Origin of the sequence: Streptomyces sp. NPDC005648, from assembly GCF_040605395.1 — a bacterium.
Lineage (GTDB): Bacteria > Actinomycetota > Actinomycetes > Streptomycetales > Streptomycetaceae > Streptomyces.
On record NZ_JBEXCS010000036.1, the window covers coordinates 35,517 to 51,609 of the forward strand.

The 16,093-nt window shown below is 68.8% G+C and carries 13 protein-coding genes and 2 pseudogenes; 7 read left to right on the forward strand and 8 right to left on the reverse strand.

All coding sequences use genetic code 11. The features are described from left to right. Window positions 1-24: 24 nt before the first annotated feature. A complete protein-coding gene (locus ABZT17_RS21570; RefSeq protein ID WP_356351069.1) occupies window positions 25-1,068 on the reverse strand; it encodes a rhamnogalacturonan acetylesterase in 1,044 nt (347 codons plus the stop codon). 200 nt (window positions 1,069-1,268) lie between these two features. On the opposite strand from ABZT17_RS21570, the gene ABZT17_RS21575 reads away from it, so the two are divergent. Continuing rightward, entirely contained in the window at window positions 1,269-2,948 is a 1,680-nt protein-coding gene (locus ABZT17_RS21575; RefSeq protein WP_356351070.1) for a rhamnogalacturonan lyase B N-terminal domain-containing protein, read from the forward strand. Between the two features lie 18 nt (window positions 2,949-2,966). Here ABZT17_RS21575 and ABZT17_RS21580 read toward each other — a convergent pair whose 3' ends face one another. Continuing rightward, the gene (locus tag ABZT17_RS21580; RefSeq protein WP_356351071.1) at window positions 2,967-4,376 is read right to left on the reverse strand and encodes an RICIN domain-containing protein; all 1,410 of its coding nucleotides are present in this window, start codon (window positions 4,374-4,376) and stop codon (window positions 2,967-2,969) included. A gap of 1 nt (window position 4,377) precedes the next feature. Beyond that, window positions 4,378-5,457 (reverse strand): glycoside hydrolase family 43 protein, encoded by a 1,080-nt coding sequence (locus ABZT17_RS21585; RefSeq protein WP_356351072.1) that lies wholly within the window; start codon window positions 5,455-5,457, stop codon window positions 4,378-4,380. A 191-nt stretch (window positions 5,458-5,648) separates the two neighbouring features. Here ABZT17_RS21585 and ABZT17_RS21590 point away from each other — a divergent pair, with 191 nt between their 5' ends. Beyond that, window positions 5,649-7,736: an autotransporter gene (locus tag ABZT17_RS21590; RefSeq protein WP_356351073.1), complete on the forward strand. Its 2,088-nt coding sequence runs from the start codon at window positions 5,649-5,651 to the stop codon at window positions 7,734-7,736. Window positions 7,737-7,952: 216 nt separating this feature from the next. On the opposite strand, the gene ABZT17_RS21595 is transcribed toward ABZT17_RS21590, so the two are convergent. After that, entirely contained in the window at window positions 7,953-9,059 is a 1,107-nt protein-coding gene (locus tag ABZT17_RS21595) for an aminoglycoside phosphotransferase (protein WP_356351074.1), read from the reverse strand. Window positions 9,060-9,315: 256 nt separating this feature from the next. On the opposite strand from ABZT17_RS21595, the gene mmuM reads away from it, so the two are divergent. Together mmuM and ABZT17_RS21605 are read left to right on the forward strand one after the other, a co-directional pair. Beyond that, window positions 9,316-10,248: a homocysteine S-methyltransferase gene (mmuM, locus tag ABZT17_RS21600; RefSeq protein ID WP_356351075.1), complete on the forward strand. Its 933-nt coding sequence runs from the start codon at window positions 9,316-9,318 to the stop codon at window positions 10,246-10,248. 124 nt (window positions 10,249-10,372) lie between these two features. Beyond that, window positions 10,373-10,615 (forward strand): annotated as a pseudogene (locus ABZT17_RS21605) (substrate-binding domain-containing protein); the annotation flags it as partial. Window positions 10,616-10,660: 45 nt separating this feature from the next. Here ABZT17_RS21605 and ABZT17_RS21610 read toward each other — a convergent pair. Together ABZT17_RS21610 and ABZT17_RS21615 are read right to left on the reverse strand one after the other, a co-directional pair. Further along, window positions 10,661-12,244 (reverse strand): carboxylesterase family protein, encoded by a 1,584-nt coding sequence (locus tag ABZT17_RS21610; RefSeq protein WP_356351076.1) that lies wholly within the window; start codon window positions 12,242-12,244, stop codon window positions 10,661-10,663. A 49-nt stretch (window positions 12,245-12,293) separates the two neighbouring features. Further along, window positions 12,294-12,455, reverse strand: coding sequence for a hypothetical protein (locus ABZT17_RS21615; RefSeq protein WP_356351077.1), 162 nt, complete (start codon window positions 12,453-12,455; stop codon window positions 12,294-12,296). A gap of 175 nt (window positions 12,456-12,630) precedes the next feature. Here ABZT17_RS21615 and ABZT17_RS21620 point away from each other — a divergent pair, with 175 nt between their 5' ends. Then, complete coding sequence (locus ABZT17_RS21620; protein WP_356351078.1) at window positions 12,631-13,674, forward strand: LacI family DNA-binding transcriptional regulator; 1,044 nt, start codon at window positions 12,631-12,633, stop codon at window positions 13,672-13,674. Between the two features lie 3 nt (window positions 13,675-13,677). Here ABZT17_RS21620 and ABZT17_RS21625 read toward each other — a convergent pair. Continuing rightward, window positions 13,678-13,911, reverse strand: a pseudogene (locus ABZT17_RS21625) (ThuA domain-containing protein); the annotation flags it as partial. 118 nt (window positions 13,912-14,029) lie between these two features. Between ABZT17_RS21625 and ABZT17_RS21630 the strand changes: the two are divergent. Then, window positions 14,030-14,410, forward strand: a complete 381-nt coding sequence (locus tag ABZT17_RS21630; RefSeq protein ID WP_356351079.1) for a hypothetical protein — start codon at window positions 14,030-14,032, stop codon at window positions 14,408-14,410. A gap of 74 nt (window positions 14,411-14,484) precedes the next feature. Beyond that, window positions 14,485-15,507 carry a DUF5954 family protein gene (locus tag ABZT17_RS21635; protein WP_356351081.1) on the forward strand — a complete coding sequence of 341 codons (1,023 nt, stop codon included), beginning with the start codon at window positions 14,485-14,487 and terminating at the stop codon, window positions 15,505-15,507. A gap of 3 nt (window positions 15,508-15,510) precedes the next feature. On the opposite strand, the gene ABZT17_RS21640 is transcribed toward ABZT17_RS21635, so the two are convergent. Further along, window positions 15,511-15,822, reverse strand: a complete 312-nt coding sequence (locus tag ABZT17_RS21640; RefSeq protein WP_356351082.1) for a hypothetical protein — start codon at window positions 15,820-15,822, stop codon at window positions 15,511-15,513. Between the last annotated feature and the right edge of the window lie 271 nt (window positions 15,823-16,093).

Here is a 16,093-nt window from a genome sequence, read left to right on the forward strand (position 1 = left end):
TTCCGGTCGGGACGCCCCAGGGGCTCATTCCACCCGCACCAGGCCCCCGGGCACCAGGTGCTGTGCGACGAGTTCGTCACGCACCAGGCCCGCGTACACGGTGGCGCCGTGCACGGAGGTGTGGGTGTTGTCCTTCTTATCGTTGTAGAGATAAATCGCCTTGGAGCCCTCCACACCGAGGGCCTCCACCAACGCCTTCGTCCGCGCCGTCAGGTCGATCAGTGGTACGTCCTCCGCGGCCGCGACCGAGCGGATGACAGCAGGATGGTCCACACCGAGACCGTTTACCAGCAGCGCGGTGTTGTTGTTCAAGGTGCCGTCGGCATTGAACCACCGACGGACGATCGGCGTCACCAGGACAGGCCGACCGCCCTTCTCCCGCACCCCTGCCACCAGTGTCTCCAGATTGGCGCGGTATGTCGCCTCGTCGGTGGTCTTGTCGTTGTGCGCCAACTGGACGAGGACCAGGTCGCCGGGTCGGATCAGGGGTTGCACCGTGCCCCAGAGCTGCGGGTTCCCCAGATAGGTGACCGTACTCTCCCCGGAGTCCGCGTAGTTGGCGACGGACAGGCCCTTGCGGAGGAACTGCGGGAGCTGCTGTCCCCATCCGGAGTACGGGTCGGCGGGCTGGTCGCAGACCGTGGAGTCGCCGACAAGGAAGATCTGGCGGGGGTGGCGGGCGGGAGTGACGCGGATGTCCGCGAGCGAGGGGGCCGAGCCGCCGATCGTGAGATCCAGCCCGCCGGTCCCGTCCGGTCCCGTCGGTTCGCCTTCCGGTGTGCGGACGTTGACGGTGAAGCTGCGGGTGACGCGTTCGCCGGCCGCGGCGGAGGTCTCGGGGAGCAGGGAACGCCGGGTTTCGCCGCCGATGGCGGTGCTGGAGTCGCTCTCGCCGCCGAGGAGGACCCTGACGTCGTAGGTGCCGGGCGGGACGTCGAAGTGGCAGGCGGTGGCGGTGCAGTGGTCGATGCCGAGGGGGCGGGGTCCCCCGTGTGCCTGGGCCGGTGCCGGGGTCAGGACGGCGCTCAGGGTCAGCGCCGCCAGGACGGCGAGGTTGAAACGTCTCATTCGCGAATCCCTCCGGGGAGACGGCAGGACGACAGGGCCTGGCGGCTGGACCGTACCCCTATCGGCAAGCGCTTTCTAGTCTCAGGACCAATTTCACAAGATTGCCAACCTCCCGCACGCGAAAGCCCTTTCGCGAAATCGATTCAACTGTCACTCTCACAACCACTCGCACCCCCACGGTTCCCGAGGGAGGCACCCCCATGTCCGACACCCCCAACAGACCGGTCGGCCGCCGCACCTTCGTCCTCGGCTCGGCGGCCGCCGTAGGCACGGCCGCGCTCGCCGGACCCCTCGCCCCGTCCGCGTCCGCCGCGAGCTTCGGCTGGAGCGACGACGGCTCGAACTACGTCGTCGACACCGGCGCCAGTCTGGTCTTCAAGGTCAGCAAGACCAACGGTGACCTGACCTCGCTGGTCTACAAGGGCACGGAGTACCAGGGCTACGGCGGCAAGAACTCGCACATCGAATCAGGCCTCGGCACCTCGACCGTGACGATCGGCCAGTCGGGATCGACGATCCTGATATCGGTTTCGTACGGCACGCTCAAGCACTACTACGCTGCCCGCAGCGGCGAGAACAACGTCTACCTGTGGACCAACAAGGCCGACGACTCCGTTTCCGCAACCCGTTACATCGTCCGCGTCAACGCGGGAAAGTTCCTCAACGACGAGCCCGACTCCTACACGTACACCACCAGCACGATCGAGGCCTCGGACGTCTTCGCCAAGTCGGACGGCCAGACCCGCTCCAAGCACTACTCGAAGCACCGGGTGATCGACTACGACTACATCGGCTGGACGACCGGCAGCGTCGGCCTGTGGATGGTCCGCTCCAACCACGAGAAGGCCTCCGGCGGCCCGTTCTACCGCTCCCTGCTGCGCCATCAGAGCGCGGACGGCGGCGGCCTGTACGAGATCCTCTACTACGGCGAGAACCAGACAGAGGCCCAGCGCTTCGGCCTCCAGGGCCCGTACGTCATCGCCTTCACGGACGGCGGAGCGCCCTCCTCCTCGCTGTACCACGCCAACCTCACCACCTCCTGGGCGGATTCCCTCGGCATCTCCGGGTACGTGGCGGCCGGCGGGCGCGGGAAGGTCGCCGGCGTGGGGATCACCGGGCGGGACACGTCGTACGCGTACACGGTGGGGCTCGCCAACTCGGCCGCGCAGTACTGGGGTTCGGCGCGTTCGTCCGACGGTTACTTCTCCATCGCGGGTGTTCTGCCGGGGACGTACACCCTGACCGTCTTCAAGGGTGAACTGGCCGTCCACACCACCTCGGTGACGGTCACCGCCGGCGGGACGACCACGCTCAACACCATCGCGATCCCGTCCTCCAACGACCCGAGCAACGCGAGCGTGATCTGGCGCATCAACAACTGGGACGGCACACCCGGCGGCTTCAAGAACGCCGACCTGATGACGTACGCGCATCCGTCCGATGTCCGTGCCTCCTCCTGGACCGGGAACGTGGTGATCGGCAGCGGCACGGAGACCTCTGCTTTCCCCTGCTACCTGTGGAAGGACGTCAACAGCGGCATCATCGTCTACTTCAGGCTGACCGCCGCCCAGGCCGCCGCCGCGCACACCCTGCGCATCGGCGTGACGACGGCCTATGCCAACGGCCGGCCGCAGGTCGTCGTCAACGACACCTGGACCTCCGCCGTCCCCTCACCGCCCTCCCAGCCGAGCACCCGGTCGCTGACCGTGGGCTCGTACCGGGGCAACAACTACACGTTCACCTACAGCGTGCCGGCGTCCGCCTGGCTGACGGACACCAGCGCGTACAACACGCTGAAGATCTACGTGGCGAGCGGCTCGGGGTCGACGTCCTTCCTCAGTGCCGGCACCTCGATCGACGCGATCGACCTGCTGAGCTGATGTCTCGGTGAACTGACGTCAGGTTCCGCGTGTCCACTGCTGGTTGGTGCCTCCGTTGCAGGTGTACGTGATGAGGGAGGCCGAGTTGGCGGTGGACGCGCCGGACACGTCCAGGCACTCGCCGGTGGTGCGGGCCGTGATGTTCACATAGGAGCCCGAGGTGACGACCGACCACTGCTGAGCGGTGGCTCCGGTGCAGTTCTCCTGGGTGACGTTGGTGTCGTTCTCCTGCAGACAGAGGGAGCTGCCACGGCCCATCAGCTCGTAGTAACCGGTTCCGAGATCCTTGAACCACCACTTCTGGTTGGTCCCGCTGTTGCAGGTGTACTGGCTGATCGCGATGCCCTGCCACAGGGACTGGTTCGGCACGTCCGCACACTTGCCGCTGTGTCGCGCGATCAGGGTGTTGTACGTGGCGCTGGTGCCGCTGACGGTGCCGGCGGCGGTGTCGATGGTGACCTCCGGGTACCAGGACATGGACATCGAGGTGGAGGTGGGGAAGGTCAACGGCAGCCACACGTAACGGGAGTCGTTGACGGTGCCGCCGAAGGAGTTGCCCCAGCGGTCGCCCATGTAGAGGTACGAGGTGCCGGAAGTGCCCGCGACCGGGAGGACGTACGCCGTCTGGGAGTTGTAGGCCGTGGAGTCGCCGACGTTCGTCCAGGACGTCCAGGGGCCGGAGAGGCTGGTCGCGGTGGCGTACTGCTGCTGGTTGGCGCTCCAGCCGGTGGCCCCCGATGTCAGCATGAAGTAGACACCGCCCCGCTTGAACAGCGCCGGGGCCTCTCGGTGACCGCCCGCCCAGGGGTTGGCGACCAGGCTGTCGATGGCGGTGTAGTCGGAGGTGAGCCGGTAGATCTGCAGGTCGTAGTTCTCATTGGCCGCGGAGACCATGTAAGCGGTTCCGTCGGTGTCCACGAAGGTCGTGATGTCCCGGGACATGTACTGGCCGAGCGGCTGGAAGCTGCCCTGGTAGGTGTAGTTGCCGTCGACGGTGTCGGAGACGGCGACGGCGGCGCGGGCCTGGCTGTAGTCGACGCCGTTCTCCTTGTGCATCCACATCACGAACTTGCCGGTGGAAGCGTTGTAGATGACTTTCGGCCGCTCGATGTAGGCGGTGCCCAGCTCGGAGGCCGACGACTGGGTCAGGACGTGGTTGCGGAACTCCCAGTTCTTCAGGTCGGTGGAGCGGTAGGCGTCCACGTACTTGAAGGTGTTGTCGGAGTTGCGGTCCTCTCCGAACCAGTAGTAGTAGGACCCGACCTTGATGACACCGCCTCCGTGGGCGTGCACGGCGTTGCCCGAAGTGTCCGTGAACTGGGTGCCGTTGGTGATGGTGTAGGCGGCCGCCTGGGCCGGTCCTGCGGTCGCGAGGGCGCCGAACAGGCCCAGACAGAGGGCGAGCAGCACCGCGTACGCACGTCTCATCTCACGCACTCTCCTTTACGGAGTCGGCCACCGTGTCGGCCACGGGGATGCCGAAGTCGGGGGTGCCGTCCGGTTTCCAGCCGAGTCTCTGGATCCGGGTGTGGCGGTTGGGGTCGTTCAGGGGGTCGCCGGTGATCTCCTTGTACTGCCGGGCGTGATAGACGAGGACATCGCTGCGACCGTCCTCGGCGACCGTGAAGCAGTTGTGGCCGGGGCCGTACTGCCGGGTGGAGTCATTGCTGGTGAACACCGGGGTCGGGGACTTGGACCAGTTGGCGGCGTCCAGCAGGTCGGCGCCCGCGTCGATCGTGAGCAGGCCCATGCAGTAGTGGAAGTCGGTGGCACTGGCCGAGTAGGACAGGAAGAGCCGGCCGTTGCGGGCGAGCACCGCGGGGCCCTCGTTGACCTTGTAGCCGACGCACTCCCAGTCGTACTCCGGTGTGGAGAGCCGGACCTGAGGACCCGTCAGGGTCCAGGGGTTCTCCATCCGGGAGATCCACAGCCCGGTGTTGTTGTCCATGCCGGGCTCGTGCTGCGCCCAGAGCAGGTACCGGCTGCCGCGGTGGCTGAAGGTGGTGGCGTCGAGGGAGAAGGTCTCCCAGGCGGTCTTCACCTGCCCCTTCTCCACCCAAGTGCCCTGGAACGGATCGGGGTCGGCGTTCTCCAGCACCCAGATGCGGATGTCCCAGACGCTCTCGGCGGGCGCGGACGCGAAGTAGATGTACCACTTGCCGCCGATGCGGTGGATCTCCGGCGCCCAGATGTGGGCGCCCATGGCGCCGGTGGCGTGCTTGGTCCAGATGACCGATTCGGCGGCGGTCGCGAGGCCGTTCAGGGTGCGGGAGCGGCGCAGGATGATGCGGTCGTACTCGGGGACGGTCGCGGTGAAGTAGTAGCAACCGTCCGCGTGACGGTGGATGTGGGGGTCGGCGCGCTGCCGGACCAGGGGGTTGATGAACGGTGCGGCCTTCCTCGGGCCGGGAGCGGCTTCGGCGACTGCGGGGGCCGCGGCCAGGACGCCCGCGGCCAGGGCGCCTTTCAGCAGCAGTCGTCGATCGGGGACGTCGGGAGCGCGGCTCATGCGGGACTGCCTCTCGGGTGGGGGTGTCCTGAGAGTGATGTTCGGTATTGAGAACATCTGTTGTTATTGCGAACAGCCGAAAGGTAAGGCTGGGCAACGAGGAGGTCAACGGGTCTGACGTGAGAAAAGAAGGCGCTTTCTGCGCGCCGTATTTTCTGTTATCGAACCTCGTCCCGGCCGTCTCCGATCATGTGCGCAGCCATTTCCACAAGACAGCAGCCGCCGCGGGAGCCCTCGCGACGGTGATCGCCCTCACCGTCGCCGTGCCTGCCGCCTCGGCGGCCGGCACCCGCGACGCGACCGCCGACGTGCTCGCCGACCGGGACGTTACCCTGACCGGCGACACCGTGGTCACCGTGCCTGCCGGGACGACGACGTACGACGGTGTCCTCCGCGGCGAGGGAACGCTCACCGTGCGCGGCGGCGGGACGCTGGTCCTCACCAAGGACAGCGACTTCACCCTGCCGAGGCCCCGGCAGCGTCAGGTGGTGCGTACGCAGGGCGGAAACCACCCGTACACGACGGTCACCAACCCCGACCCGCCGGCCATCACGGTCGAGCGGGGAGCGACCCTCCAGTACGGCACGGGCGGCGGCACCGGCCTGATCGGCCACTTCCCGTACCACACGCCCGGCTACCAGCTGAACGAGCTCAACATCCGGGTCGACGGCACCTTGAGGTTGTCCCTGACCCGCACCTTCAACATCGGCACCATCAGCGGCGCGGGCCTGGTGACCCAGCCGCGCGACATGTGGGGCACCCTCGACCTGGCCGGCACCCACCCCTTCTCCGGGGTCATCGACAACGGTACTGGTATGGCGGTCGGACGCCCCGAGTACCCGGTGGCCCTGCCCCGGGTGCGCGCGATCCTCAACCAGGGCTCCTGGATCGTCGACACCCCGCTGCATCAGACGATCACCCTGCGCCAGAACTTCTACGAGCGTGCGTACGGCAGCGACGTCAACGTGCACACCCGGCCCGGCAGCAGGGTCGTCCTCACCGGCCAGTACAGCTACAGCGACCAGGGCGGCGACACCAGGCCGTCGCTCAGCGACCCGAGTCTCAACTGGCGTGCCATCGCGCACCGGTTGAACAAGCGCGGCACCAACGTCGAGGGCGCGGACGTCCAGTGGGGCGACGGCACCACCGACCGGATCTTCATGCCGGGCACGAAGGACACCGTTTACATCAACCTGCACGAGAAGAGTGGCCGGCGTTCGAAGCTGACCTTCGACTACAACGGTCCCGTCACGTTGGGCGCCCCCATCGGCGGCGGCGTGTATCACGACACACTGGCGGCGCCCGGCGCCGGGGACGTCGTCATCGCGGGAACGCACGGTAACGACGTGACCTTCGCGGCGGCGCAGTACTACGACGGTTCCACGACCGTGGAGAAGGGGGCGGTACTGCGGCTCGGGCTCGGTTCGGGGGGAAGCGGCGACGGCTCACTGCTGACGGGCACGGAGCGGCGGCGGATCGTGAACGACGGGACCCTGGTCGTACGGAATGCGACACATCCGGTGGAGCTGTCATACCTCGGCGGGACGGGGGCGTTGGTCCAGTCCGGCGCCGCGACCACCACGTTGACCGGGAGCGCGGTGACGTACACCGGGACGACGACCGTGACCAAGGGGACGCTGGCTCTGCGCGACGGCGCGACTCTCACGCGGAGCAAGGCGATTCGGCTGACCGGGGCGGCTTCACGGCTCGACGCGGGTTCGTCGGGCCTGCGGGTGACGACGACGCTCAGCGGCAAGGGCACGGTGCGGGGCGCGGTGACCAACGAGGGTGTGATCACCGGCGGGTTGACGGTGTCCGGCGCCTACAGGCAAGGCACGAATGGCGAACTGGTTCTGTCTCAGCGGCCGTTGAAGGTACAGGGATCGGTCAGGTTGGCGGGTGACCTCGACTTGTCGGCCGCCGGGACGAAACCCGCGCACGAGATCACCGTCCTGGAGCACACCGGCAAGTCCAGGACGACCGGCGCGTTCAAGGGCCTGAAGGAGGGCACCGCCCTCGAACTCGGCGACACCACCTACCGGATCAGCTACAAGGGCGGCGACGGCAACGACGTGACCCTCACCGCGACGAGCGCGACCCACGCGAAGAAGGCCGAGTTGCAACGCACGGCAACGAACGCCGCCGTGGCACCCCGCACAGCCGACACGGCCGGCACCGGCCTGGGTTGGTGGCCCTACGTACTGGCGGTCGGCCTGCTCATAGGCCTCGTGATCCCGGCGACCAAGCGCAGGCGTACAGGTGGACACGCGGCGAGGTGAGGCATCCCGACGGCCGGCGGATCGTCCGGCCGGAATGTCGCAGGGCCGTCTCACCACCGACCGGGACCGTGCGAGTGAGGTGAGGGTGAGCGGGTGCGCCCGGCGCCGCTGGTGGACGTCGACGGATCGCTGAATCCGTACACCGCGGAGCCCCACCGAAAGCCCGAGGGATACGAGACGCCTGGGCGACCGCGCTGGACCGACCTCGGTACACCGTCACGCACTCGGAGCCGCCGAAAATCCCAGCCTCGGTGCCAGTTCACGCGCCTCCTGTGCCCATCCGGCGAGGAAGGCGAGCGTCAACCCCCGCTCTCGGTAACGGAGTTCACCGGACACCACCCGCGCGCCCCCGTAGTCCGTCTGCTTCTCCCCCGCCCTGGCGAGACTCAGTGCGGTGAGCCAGTCGTACTTCACCGCCGACGCGCACACGGCCAACCTCACCGCCTTCTCGTCGCCTCGCCAGCCGCTCTCCCGCAAGCCGTGCAGATACGCCTCGTATGCCCGCGCCGCGTACTCGGGCAGCCGAGCAGCGGGTACGAACAGGTCGAAGACCGAGTCGGGGACGTAGTTTCCGAGGTCCTCTCCGAGCGCCCCGTCACCGGCGAACGCCCAGTCGAACAGCACACTGTCGGGGCCGTCCGCTCGCACATTCGCGGGCCACAGGTCGAGATGGCTGAAGGTACGCGGCAATGCTTCCATGACGTCCAGAAACCACTCACGGTCATGGTGCAGCCGGACCATCTCCCGGCGCAGCCCGGCCGGAAAGTGGTCTCGCACCAGAGGTTGTCGCCAGGCCTCGTCGTCATCGAGGAGTTCCTGGCCACGCGTTTTACTACCGACGTACTCACGCAGAAACCGCTTCGAGAACCACCGCCGGTCCGCCGGCTCGCCCACGGCTCCCTGTGCGGCGCCCAGCCGACGCGTGTGCGAGACATGCCGGTCCAGTGACCAGGACGTCGCGGGTTCTCCCCGTACGTCCTCCAGCCACAGGGCCACATCTCCGTCCGCTCGCTCGACACAGGCGAGCAGACGGGGCGCACGGAGGCCGTACCGCTCCCACACCCGCACGAGCCCGGACTCGTACGCGTCGGCCTCACGCCGCCAGTAGTTCCAGTGGCGCGGATCGTCCGTGGCCGCCCAGCGCCCGGTGGCCTCCTTGTTGCGGGTCAGGACCTTCAGGACGGCCGTCCGGCCATCGCCCGACACTCGCCACACGCCTGCTGTGACACCGTTCTTGGGGTTGTGCACGAGCGGTTCGAAGACGGCGTTTCCCGTGCCGAGGACGTCGAGCGCCTCGGCGTCGCGGAGAGCGGTTTCAGGCATTCTCCAAGGATGCCGTCCGCCGCCCCGCAGCCACACGTGCACCGGAATACCCGCGAACTGGAACGGCACGCCCTGGTAGACGGCCGCTCGGAAGGGTCGGCGGCCTCGGCGGAGCTGGTGGCGGTCATGGTCTGTTCCCGTGGGTACGAGCGGGATGGGGAGGGGTGATCGCAACTTGCCGTCCCACATGCTGGTCGAACTGTTCATCCATCGGACGCAATCGGCCACTGTGGGTCGCTTCGCCTAGCCTCGTGGCATGACCAGCGACACCTCCGGCGACACCTCCCTCGCCGCGGCCCTCACCGCCGGCACCGTCGTGCTCGACGGTGGCATGTCCAACCAGCTCGAATCCGCCGGGCACGACCTGAGCGACGAGCTGTGGTCGGCGCGGCTGCTCGCCGAGCAGCCCGAGGCGATCACCGAGGCACATCTCGCGTACTTCGAGGCGGGCGCGGACGTAGCGATCACAAGCAGTTACCAGGCGACGTTCGAAGGATTCGCCAAGCGCGGGATCGGTTCTGACCGGGCTGCCGAACTCCTCGCGCTCAGCGTGGAGTTGGCCCGTGAGGCGGCCCGGCAGGCGCAGGCGAGGGGCGTGACGCGGCCGCTGTGGGTGGCGGCGTCGGTCGGGCCGTACGGAGCGATGCTCGCGGACGGCTCCGAGTACCGGGGACGGTACGGCCTGAGCGTGGACGAGTTGGAGGCTTTCCATCGGCCCCGTCTGGAGGTGCTGGCCGCCGCCCGTCCCGACGTGCTCGCTCTGGAAACGGTTCCTGACGCCGACGAGGCGCGGGCGCTGCTGCGGGCGGTACGGGGGCTCGGGGTGCCGGCCTGGCTGTCGTACACCGTGGACGGTGAACGCACTCGTGCGGGTCAGCCGCTCGAGGAGGCTTTCGCTCAGGCGGCCGACGCGGACGAGGTGATCGCGGTGGGGGTCAACTGCTGCGCTCCGCAGGATGTCGATCGCGCGGTGCGGACCGCTGTCCGTGTCACCGGCAAACCGGTGGTCGTGTATCCCAACAGCGGCGAGGCCTGGGTCGCCGAAGCCCGTGCGTGGAAGGGGCGTTCGATGTTCGCGCCGGAGGAGGTCGCCGGGTGGCGGGAGGCGGGGGCTCGGTTGATCGGGGGGTGCTGCCGGGTGGGGCCGGCGGCTGTTTCGGGGATCGCGGAGACGTTGCGTGCGGGGTGAAGGGGGCGGCTGCGCCTGATCGACGTAGGGGCTGAGGCGGTGTCGGGGTTGCCGCTTCGCGCCGTGGTGCTCGGATTCACTCGGCCGGGGCCGCATATCGGCTCAGCTCCGCATGTGGATTCGGCTGACCGCCCTGCACGAGGCAGGACTGAGCGTGCCGGGCGATGTTTCGCTGGCCGGTTACGACGACATTCCGTTCGCCCGCGACCTGCATCCCGCCCTCACCACGGTTCACGTCCCGTACGAGGAACTCGGCCGCCTCGCCGTCCGCACCGCATTGGGCCGCACGCCGGAGGCACCGGACGAGCATCTGCTGTTGGGGACTCATGTGGTGGTGCGGGACTCGGTGAAGGCAGTGGGCCGGTAGCGGAATCGCCGGCCGGCCTGTCACCTGCCCCTCGATCCACTGCGTTCAGTGTCGCCGCACCGCCGCCGAGCGGCGCAGGCGGCGTATCGCCGAGCGGAGTTCCCCGGCGAGCAGGGGCGCGTTGTCGGCGGGGCCGGCCGGGGCGGGTTCGCGGGGTGCGGGCTCGGCGGCCGTCCACAGGGCGAGTTCGGCGTCGCGGGGGCCGTACTCCGTGTACGGCTCGTCCGAGCCGAAGACACGCACCGGATGAGAGGTGTTCCACCGTTCCCACCCCGGGTCGCCGTCCACCGCGAAACGCACCCATGCCTGGTGCATCGCCGTGGCCAGCTCTTGCGGCGCGCCCTCGCCGGCGAGCTTGCGCGATTCCGGTACGTCACCGGTGTCGAAGACGAAACCGAGCTCGAGGGCGTGGCAGGCTCCGAGGCCGGGGAGGGTGGATGGCCAGGCGAATTCGTAGACGTGAGCGGTTTCAGGGCGGGCGTCGGCCAGCCGGTGCAGGGGCATGCGCAGGAGGTGGTCGGTGACGAGCTGGCCCACGATCTCGGACGTGCCGGCCTCCGGGTGGAGGGCGCGGTAGCCGCGGGGTACCTCGGTGCCGCAGTGACAGCGCGCCATGGCGCCGGCGAGGGCGACGGCACCGAGCCGGTCGACGCGTTCGAGGAGGCCGCCGGGGACGAGCCAGAGGCGGTATTCATCGCTGGTCCAGCCGAGCATCAGGTCGACGTCCCTGGCCATGCCGCCGTCGACGAGTGCCTCCAGGGGGTCGCGCGGGACGAGGTCGCCGTCGATGACCAGTCCGAAGGAGGGGCCGCCGAGGACGGGGCTGCTGAGCCGGCCGACCTCGGCCTGGGTGCGCAGCAGCAGCTCGCGGTCGACCTCGGCGAAGGCCGCGGCGGTGGCCGGGATCTTCAGCCGGGTGGCCATACGGCGCACCATCCGCCGTACCTTCTCCCGGTCGAACGCCTCGGGCGGCCCGCTCTGCAGAACCGCGCGTCGTACCAGGCCCTGCGCCTGCGGGGCGGCCAGCAGGGCGCCGATGCTGATCGCGCCCGCGGACTGGCCGAAGAGGGTGATCCGGTCGGGGTCGCCGCCGAAGGCCGCGACCGACTCGTGCACCCAGCGCAGGGCGGCGAGCTGGTCGCGCAGCCCGGGGTTGGCGGGGACGTCCGGGAAGAGGCCGTAGCCCTCGACGCCCAGCCGGTAGTTGATCGAGACGAGGACGACACCGTCGCGGGCGAAGCTCCGCCCGTCGTACACCGGGACCGCCGAGGAACCCCTGGTCAGGGCGCCGCCGTGCAGCCACACCAGGACCGGCAGCCGGGCGGACGGGCCGGGCTGCGGCGTCCAGACGTTGAGGTTGAGGCAGTCGTCACCCGGGACTACGGGGTCGGACAGGTATTTCTGGAAGGCTTCGGAGTACGGCGGTTTCGGCGGCGTCGGTCCGAAGGAACCCGCGTCGCGCACACCGTCCCACGGCTCGGGTGGGACGGGGGGCCTGAAGCGGCGCGGGCCGAAGGGGGGTGCGGCGTACGGGATGCCGCGGAACACGGCGACGCCGTGCTCGTACCGGCCGCGTACCGCCCCGTAGGGCGTGCTCACCACGGGGTCCCTCCGGACTGCTGCCGTCATACGCCCACCAGCCTCCTCACCGCGCCTCTGCACCGGTAACAACAGAGCATCACAGATCGCTCCGGTATTCCGGTGCAGAGCGCGCATCGGCGGCTACACGGCGTAAACGCTTACGTGTGTCATCGCTTACTTGGCGTACATCAGCCGAGATGTACTTGTCGTCCAGGTACAGGCGGCGGTTGCACTTGGCCACGTACAGCGCGGCCTTCATGAACCTCCGGTCGTCGCCATGTTCGAAGTTTCGAAAGTCCGGCCCCGTGAAGACCTGGCGAAGACCGACCTCTTCCCGACCTGTGCCCGTGAACCTAGGGTAGGAAGCGCTTACTGCTTAGTGCGCCGGTCGAAACTTTTCATGGCCCTCGGGCGGGCCGGAGAGGTGGTTTCCTATGGTCCGTACGGGAAGTGCGAGTGTCGCGGCCGGTCCGACGCTGGCCGTGGTCGCCCGCGAGGCGGGAGTTTCCGTGCCGACCGCCTCCAAGGTGGTCAACGGTCGGGAGGACGTGGCGCCGGAGACGCGTCGGCGGGTGACAGAAGCGCTGGACCGGCTCGGTTATGTCCGCAGACCCCGTTTCGACGCGGCCAAGGTGCCCGGTCTTGTCGACCTGGTCGTGCACTCCCTCGCCAGTTCCTGGTCGGGGGCGGTGCTGCACGGGGTGGAGGCGGCGGCGCACGACGTGGGCCTGGAGGTGGTCGTCTCCGCCGGGCTGACCCGGACCCGCAGCGGACGTCCGGAGCGCGGCTGGCTGGACAAACTGATCGCGCGCGGCTCGTCCGGGGTGCTCTTCAACCTGGCCGAGCTGACCACGTCCCAATACACCTGGCTGGACCAGCATCGCATCCCGTACGTCCTGATCGACCCGGTCCTCGAACCACCGCCGGGCGTCGTGTCGGTCGGCGCGGCGAACTGGCAGGGTGGCGTGACGGCGACCGAGCATCTCCTCTCGCTCGGCCACGAGCGCATCGCCGTGATCGCCGGCCACCAGCGCAAGATGTGCAGCAGCGCGCGGGTCGCCGGCTATCGTTCGGCGCTCGCCTCGGCGGGCATCCGGCACCGTCCCGAGTACGTCCGGCACGCCGGTTTCGACGAGACGCTCGCCCACCGCCGCATGCAGGACCTTCTGGATCTGCGCGAGCCTCCGACAGCGGTGTTCGTCTGCTCGGACCGGATGGCGCTGGGCGTCTACGAGGCGCTGGCCGAGCGGGGGTTGAAGGTGCCCGAGGACATGAGCGTCGTCGGTTTCGACGACCTCCCGGAGTCCCGCTGGACCACGCCTGCCCTCACGACCGTCCGCCAGCCGCTCTCCGAGATGGCGGCGACGGCCCTGCATCTGCTGGTCCGCATGATGGAGGGGGACCGCCCGGAGGGCACCCGTACCGAGTTGTCGACACGGCTCGTGGAACGGGGGAGCACGGCCCGCCCGCGCAACTAGCAACTAGTCTTTCCGCGCGGCCCAGTTGATGCCACCCAGCAGATGGGCACGGAACTCCGGGTCGTCGCCCATGCCGCCGCCCTCGTACGACGCTTCGTCGGCGCGGAGCAGGATTCGCGCCGAACCACGGAGACTGGAGCGGAAGTCGTACCACTCGTCGGCGAACTCCCAGATGAGTGGAAGGTGTTGCGTCGCCGGGTCATGGCTGTCCCCTACGACGGCCTTGCCCAGCTGGTACTGCCGCTCCCGTCCGTGCTGGCAGGGGCTCTCCTGGCGGCCGTTCTCGGAGCCGTGGCCTTGTTCGCGTTCATGGTCCATCGGATGTCCGGACCCGGCGACGCCTTCTCCTGTCGGTATGCGTATCGACGGGTCCCGTGTCTCGGTCAAGTTCCCGACCTGCCCGACGGACAGGGCGGAGACGGTCGAGGTGTACGACGGCGATTCCGAGAAACTGCCCTGGCGGGCGCACGGCCCCAAGACGCCTCAGGGTGAGCGCGGCACGGTGGCGCTCTGGAAAGCGGACGACTTTCTCGAGGCGACTGCGGCGACCCAACCCAGGGGCCTGCCGCGGAGCCTCGACGTCTCCGTCACCTACGCCGGGACCGACGACGGGACGGGAGGCGTTTTCGACGTGCGCCAGGTGATGACCGCTCACCTCGGCGAGGGCCGGTACTGGACCGAGGGATGTCCCATGACCGAGGCGGAGATCGACGCTCAATTCGGCTGCACGCAATAGCCGGCGCATCCAACGACCGCGGCTGTTGAGTCGTTTGCCTCCGGCACCCGCCCGAACGCCACCACAATGCGTACATGGACGATGACTGGCAGCAACAGATCGACGCCCTGCACGAGGAGTTGGTACGGCTTGACGATCCCGCCGCATGGGTGCGGGAGCACGACGCCATGGAGGCCTCGTTGCGGTATCCCGACTTCGCCCTGCGTGGACCGGTGTTCGGGGTGGCCGTGCAGGATCCTGAAGTGGGCACGGAGTGGCGGGTGCTGAAGCCTGTGGTGGACGGGATGCCGCAGATGGCCCGGGACTCGTTGCAGTCGTATCTGTTCTTCACCGCGAAGGACGAAACCGAGGACCGAGCGGTCCGGCGTGAACTGCTGTCGGCCGTACGGGTGTTGGAGCGCGAGGCGGTGAACGAGGTCGCGGCGTGCGGGGTGCGCTACCGGATGGTGCGCGGAGACGAGTTCGCCCGGGCGGGACAGGACGGGCTGGAGCCGCCTCGGCCCACCGATCCGGAGCCGGTGGAGCGCCTCTGGGAGCGGAGGCTGCGGGCGGCACCGTCGAGGGACACCGGGTTCGTGCTCGATCCGCAGCGGGTGGACGGGCCGGCTGCGGGCGCGCTCAAGCTGGGGCTGCGGGACTTCGCGTACAGCGGCGCCCGTTTCCCGTCCGCCGTGCGGGCCGATTCCGAACGGGCCGTCGGCACGCACCCGGAAATCGTGTTGCTGCCGGCCGGTTTCGGCCTGGTGGAGCGCGGCGACCACAGCGGCTGGTGCCCGCGTGGCGCGCTCATGCCGACTCCGCACGACGCCCGTCGCATGTTCTACGACGGAATGGCCGAGACATGGGCCCTGCTGTACAAGTTCGACGAGGAGACGAAGGCCCGCTATGCCGCGGCGGCCGAGGAGTTCCGGGCGCTGGGCCGTGCCGATGAATTCCGGGTCGCCGACCGGTTGTTCAGGATCTGCCGGATCGAGCGAATGGTACGGATGGGGGCAGAGGGGCCGGAGACCCCCCGGCCGTCGGACGTCGACGAGTACGGCCCCATGAAGATGCACCCCACGATGAACGAGGACGGCACTCTCACCCAGGACGACTGAACGTCAAAGTCCTTCGCTCGGCACGGAGTTGTCCGGTGCTCCGTCGCCGTTCGGCGGCAGGTCACCGCGTTCGACCGGTGCGTTCCCGGTCGCCGTGGGGGGCGGCGGCAGCAGGTCGGCGAGTTCGGCGGCGGACGGGCGATGGACGGCGAGGAGTGCCTTGTGCAGGGTGGCGCGCGGGACACCGGCGCCGCTGATCAGGATGACGTACCCCTTCTTGGGCTCGGCGTATCCGTGCTGCCGACCGGCACTGCGGTACCAGGCGTCCCCCTCACGTGTGCACCTGGTCGGCTCCCCCGCGGACGAATCGCCCACGGGCTGCTTCCTACAGGTGTCCGCGGTCCATGTGCCACGGTCGATCCGGAGTTGGATCTGGGTGCCCGTCTTCTGCGACCAGTAGACAGCGGAGAAACCGTCTTCACCGGACGCACCCACGGACTGCTGGGCGAGGGTGAATCCAGGGCTCTCCGTGACATGGACAAGTTCCGGAGCGATGCCCAACGCCCTGGCTCGGGCGGCGAGTTCCCCTGGATCGGCCGGGGAGGGACTCGACCCCGGAGACCCCGGAGACCCCGGGGATTCCGAC

Bases quoted from the DNA above. Each gene is read 5' to 3' on its own strand.
- ABZT17_RS21620 (WP_356351078.1), top strand. From the start codon at position 12,631: ATGGTCCGTACGGGAAGTGCGAGTGTCGCGGCCGGTCCGACGCTGGCC.
- ABZT17_RS21615 (WP_356351077.1), bottom strand. From the start codon at position 12,455: ATGAAGGCCGCGCTGTACGTGGCCAAGTGCAACCGCCGCCTGTACCTG.
- ABZT17_RS21570 (WP_356351069.1), bottom strand. From the start codon at position 1,068: ATGAGACGTTTCAACCTCGCCGTCCTGGCGGCGCTGACCCTGAGCGCC.
- ABZT17_RS21630 (WP_356351079.1), top strand. From the start codon at position 14,030: ATGCGTATCGACGGGTCCCGTGTCTCGGTCAAGTTCCCGACCTGCCCG.
- ABZT17_RS21635 (WP_356351081.1), top strand. From the start codon at position 14,485: ATGGACGATGACTGGCAGCAACAGATCGACGCCCTGCACGAGGAGTTG.
- ABZT17_RS21610 (WP_356351076.1), bottom strand. From the start codon at position 12,244: ATGACGGCAGCAGTCCGGAGGGACCCCGTGGTGAGCACGCCCTACGGG.
- mmuM (WP_356351075.1), top strand. From the start codon at position 9,316: ATGACCAGCGACACCTCCGGCGACACCTCCCTCGCCGCGGCCCTCACC.
- ABZT17_RS21575 (WP_356351070.1), top strand. From the start codon at position 1,269: ATGTCCGACACCCCCAACAGACCGGTCGGCCGCCGCACCTTCGTCCTC.
- ABZT17_RS21595 (WP_356351074.1), bottom strand. From the start codon at position 9,059: ATGCCTGAAACCGCTCTCCGCGACGCCGAGGCGCTCGACGTCCTCGGC.
- ABZT17_RS21580 (WP_356351071.1), bottom strand. From the start codon at position 4,376: ATGAGACGTGCGTACGCGGTGCTGCTCGCCCTCTGTCTGGGCCTGTTC.
- ABZT17_RS21585 (WP_356351072.1), bottom strand. From the start codon at position 5,457: ATGAGCCGCGCTCCCGACGTCCCCGATCGACGACTGCTGCTGAAAGGC.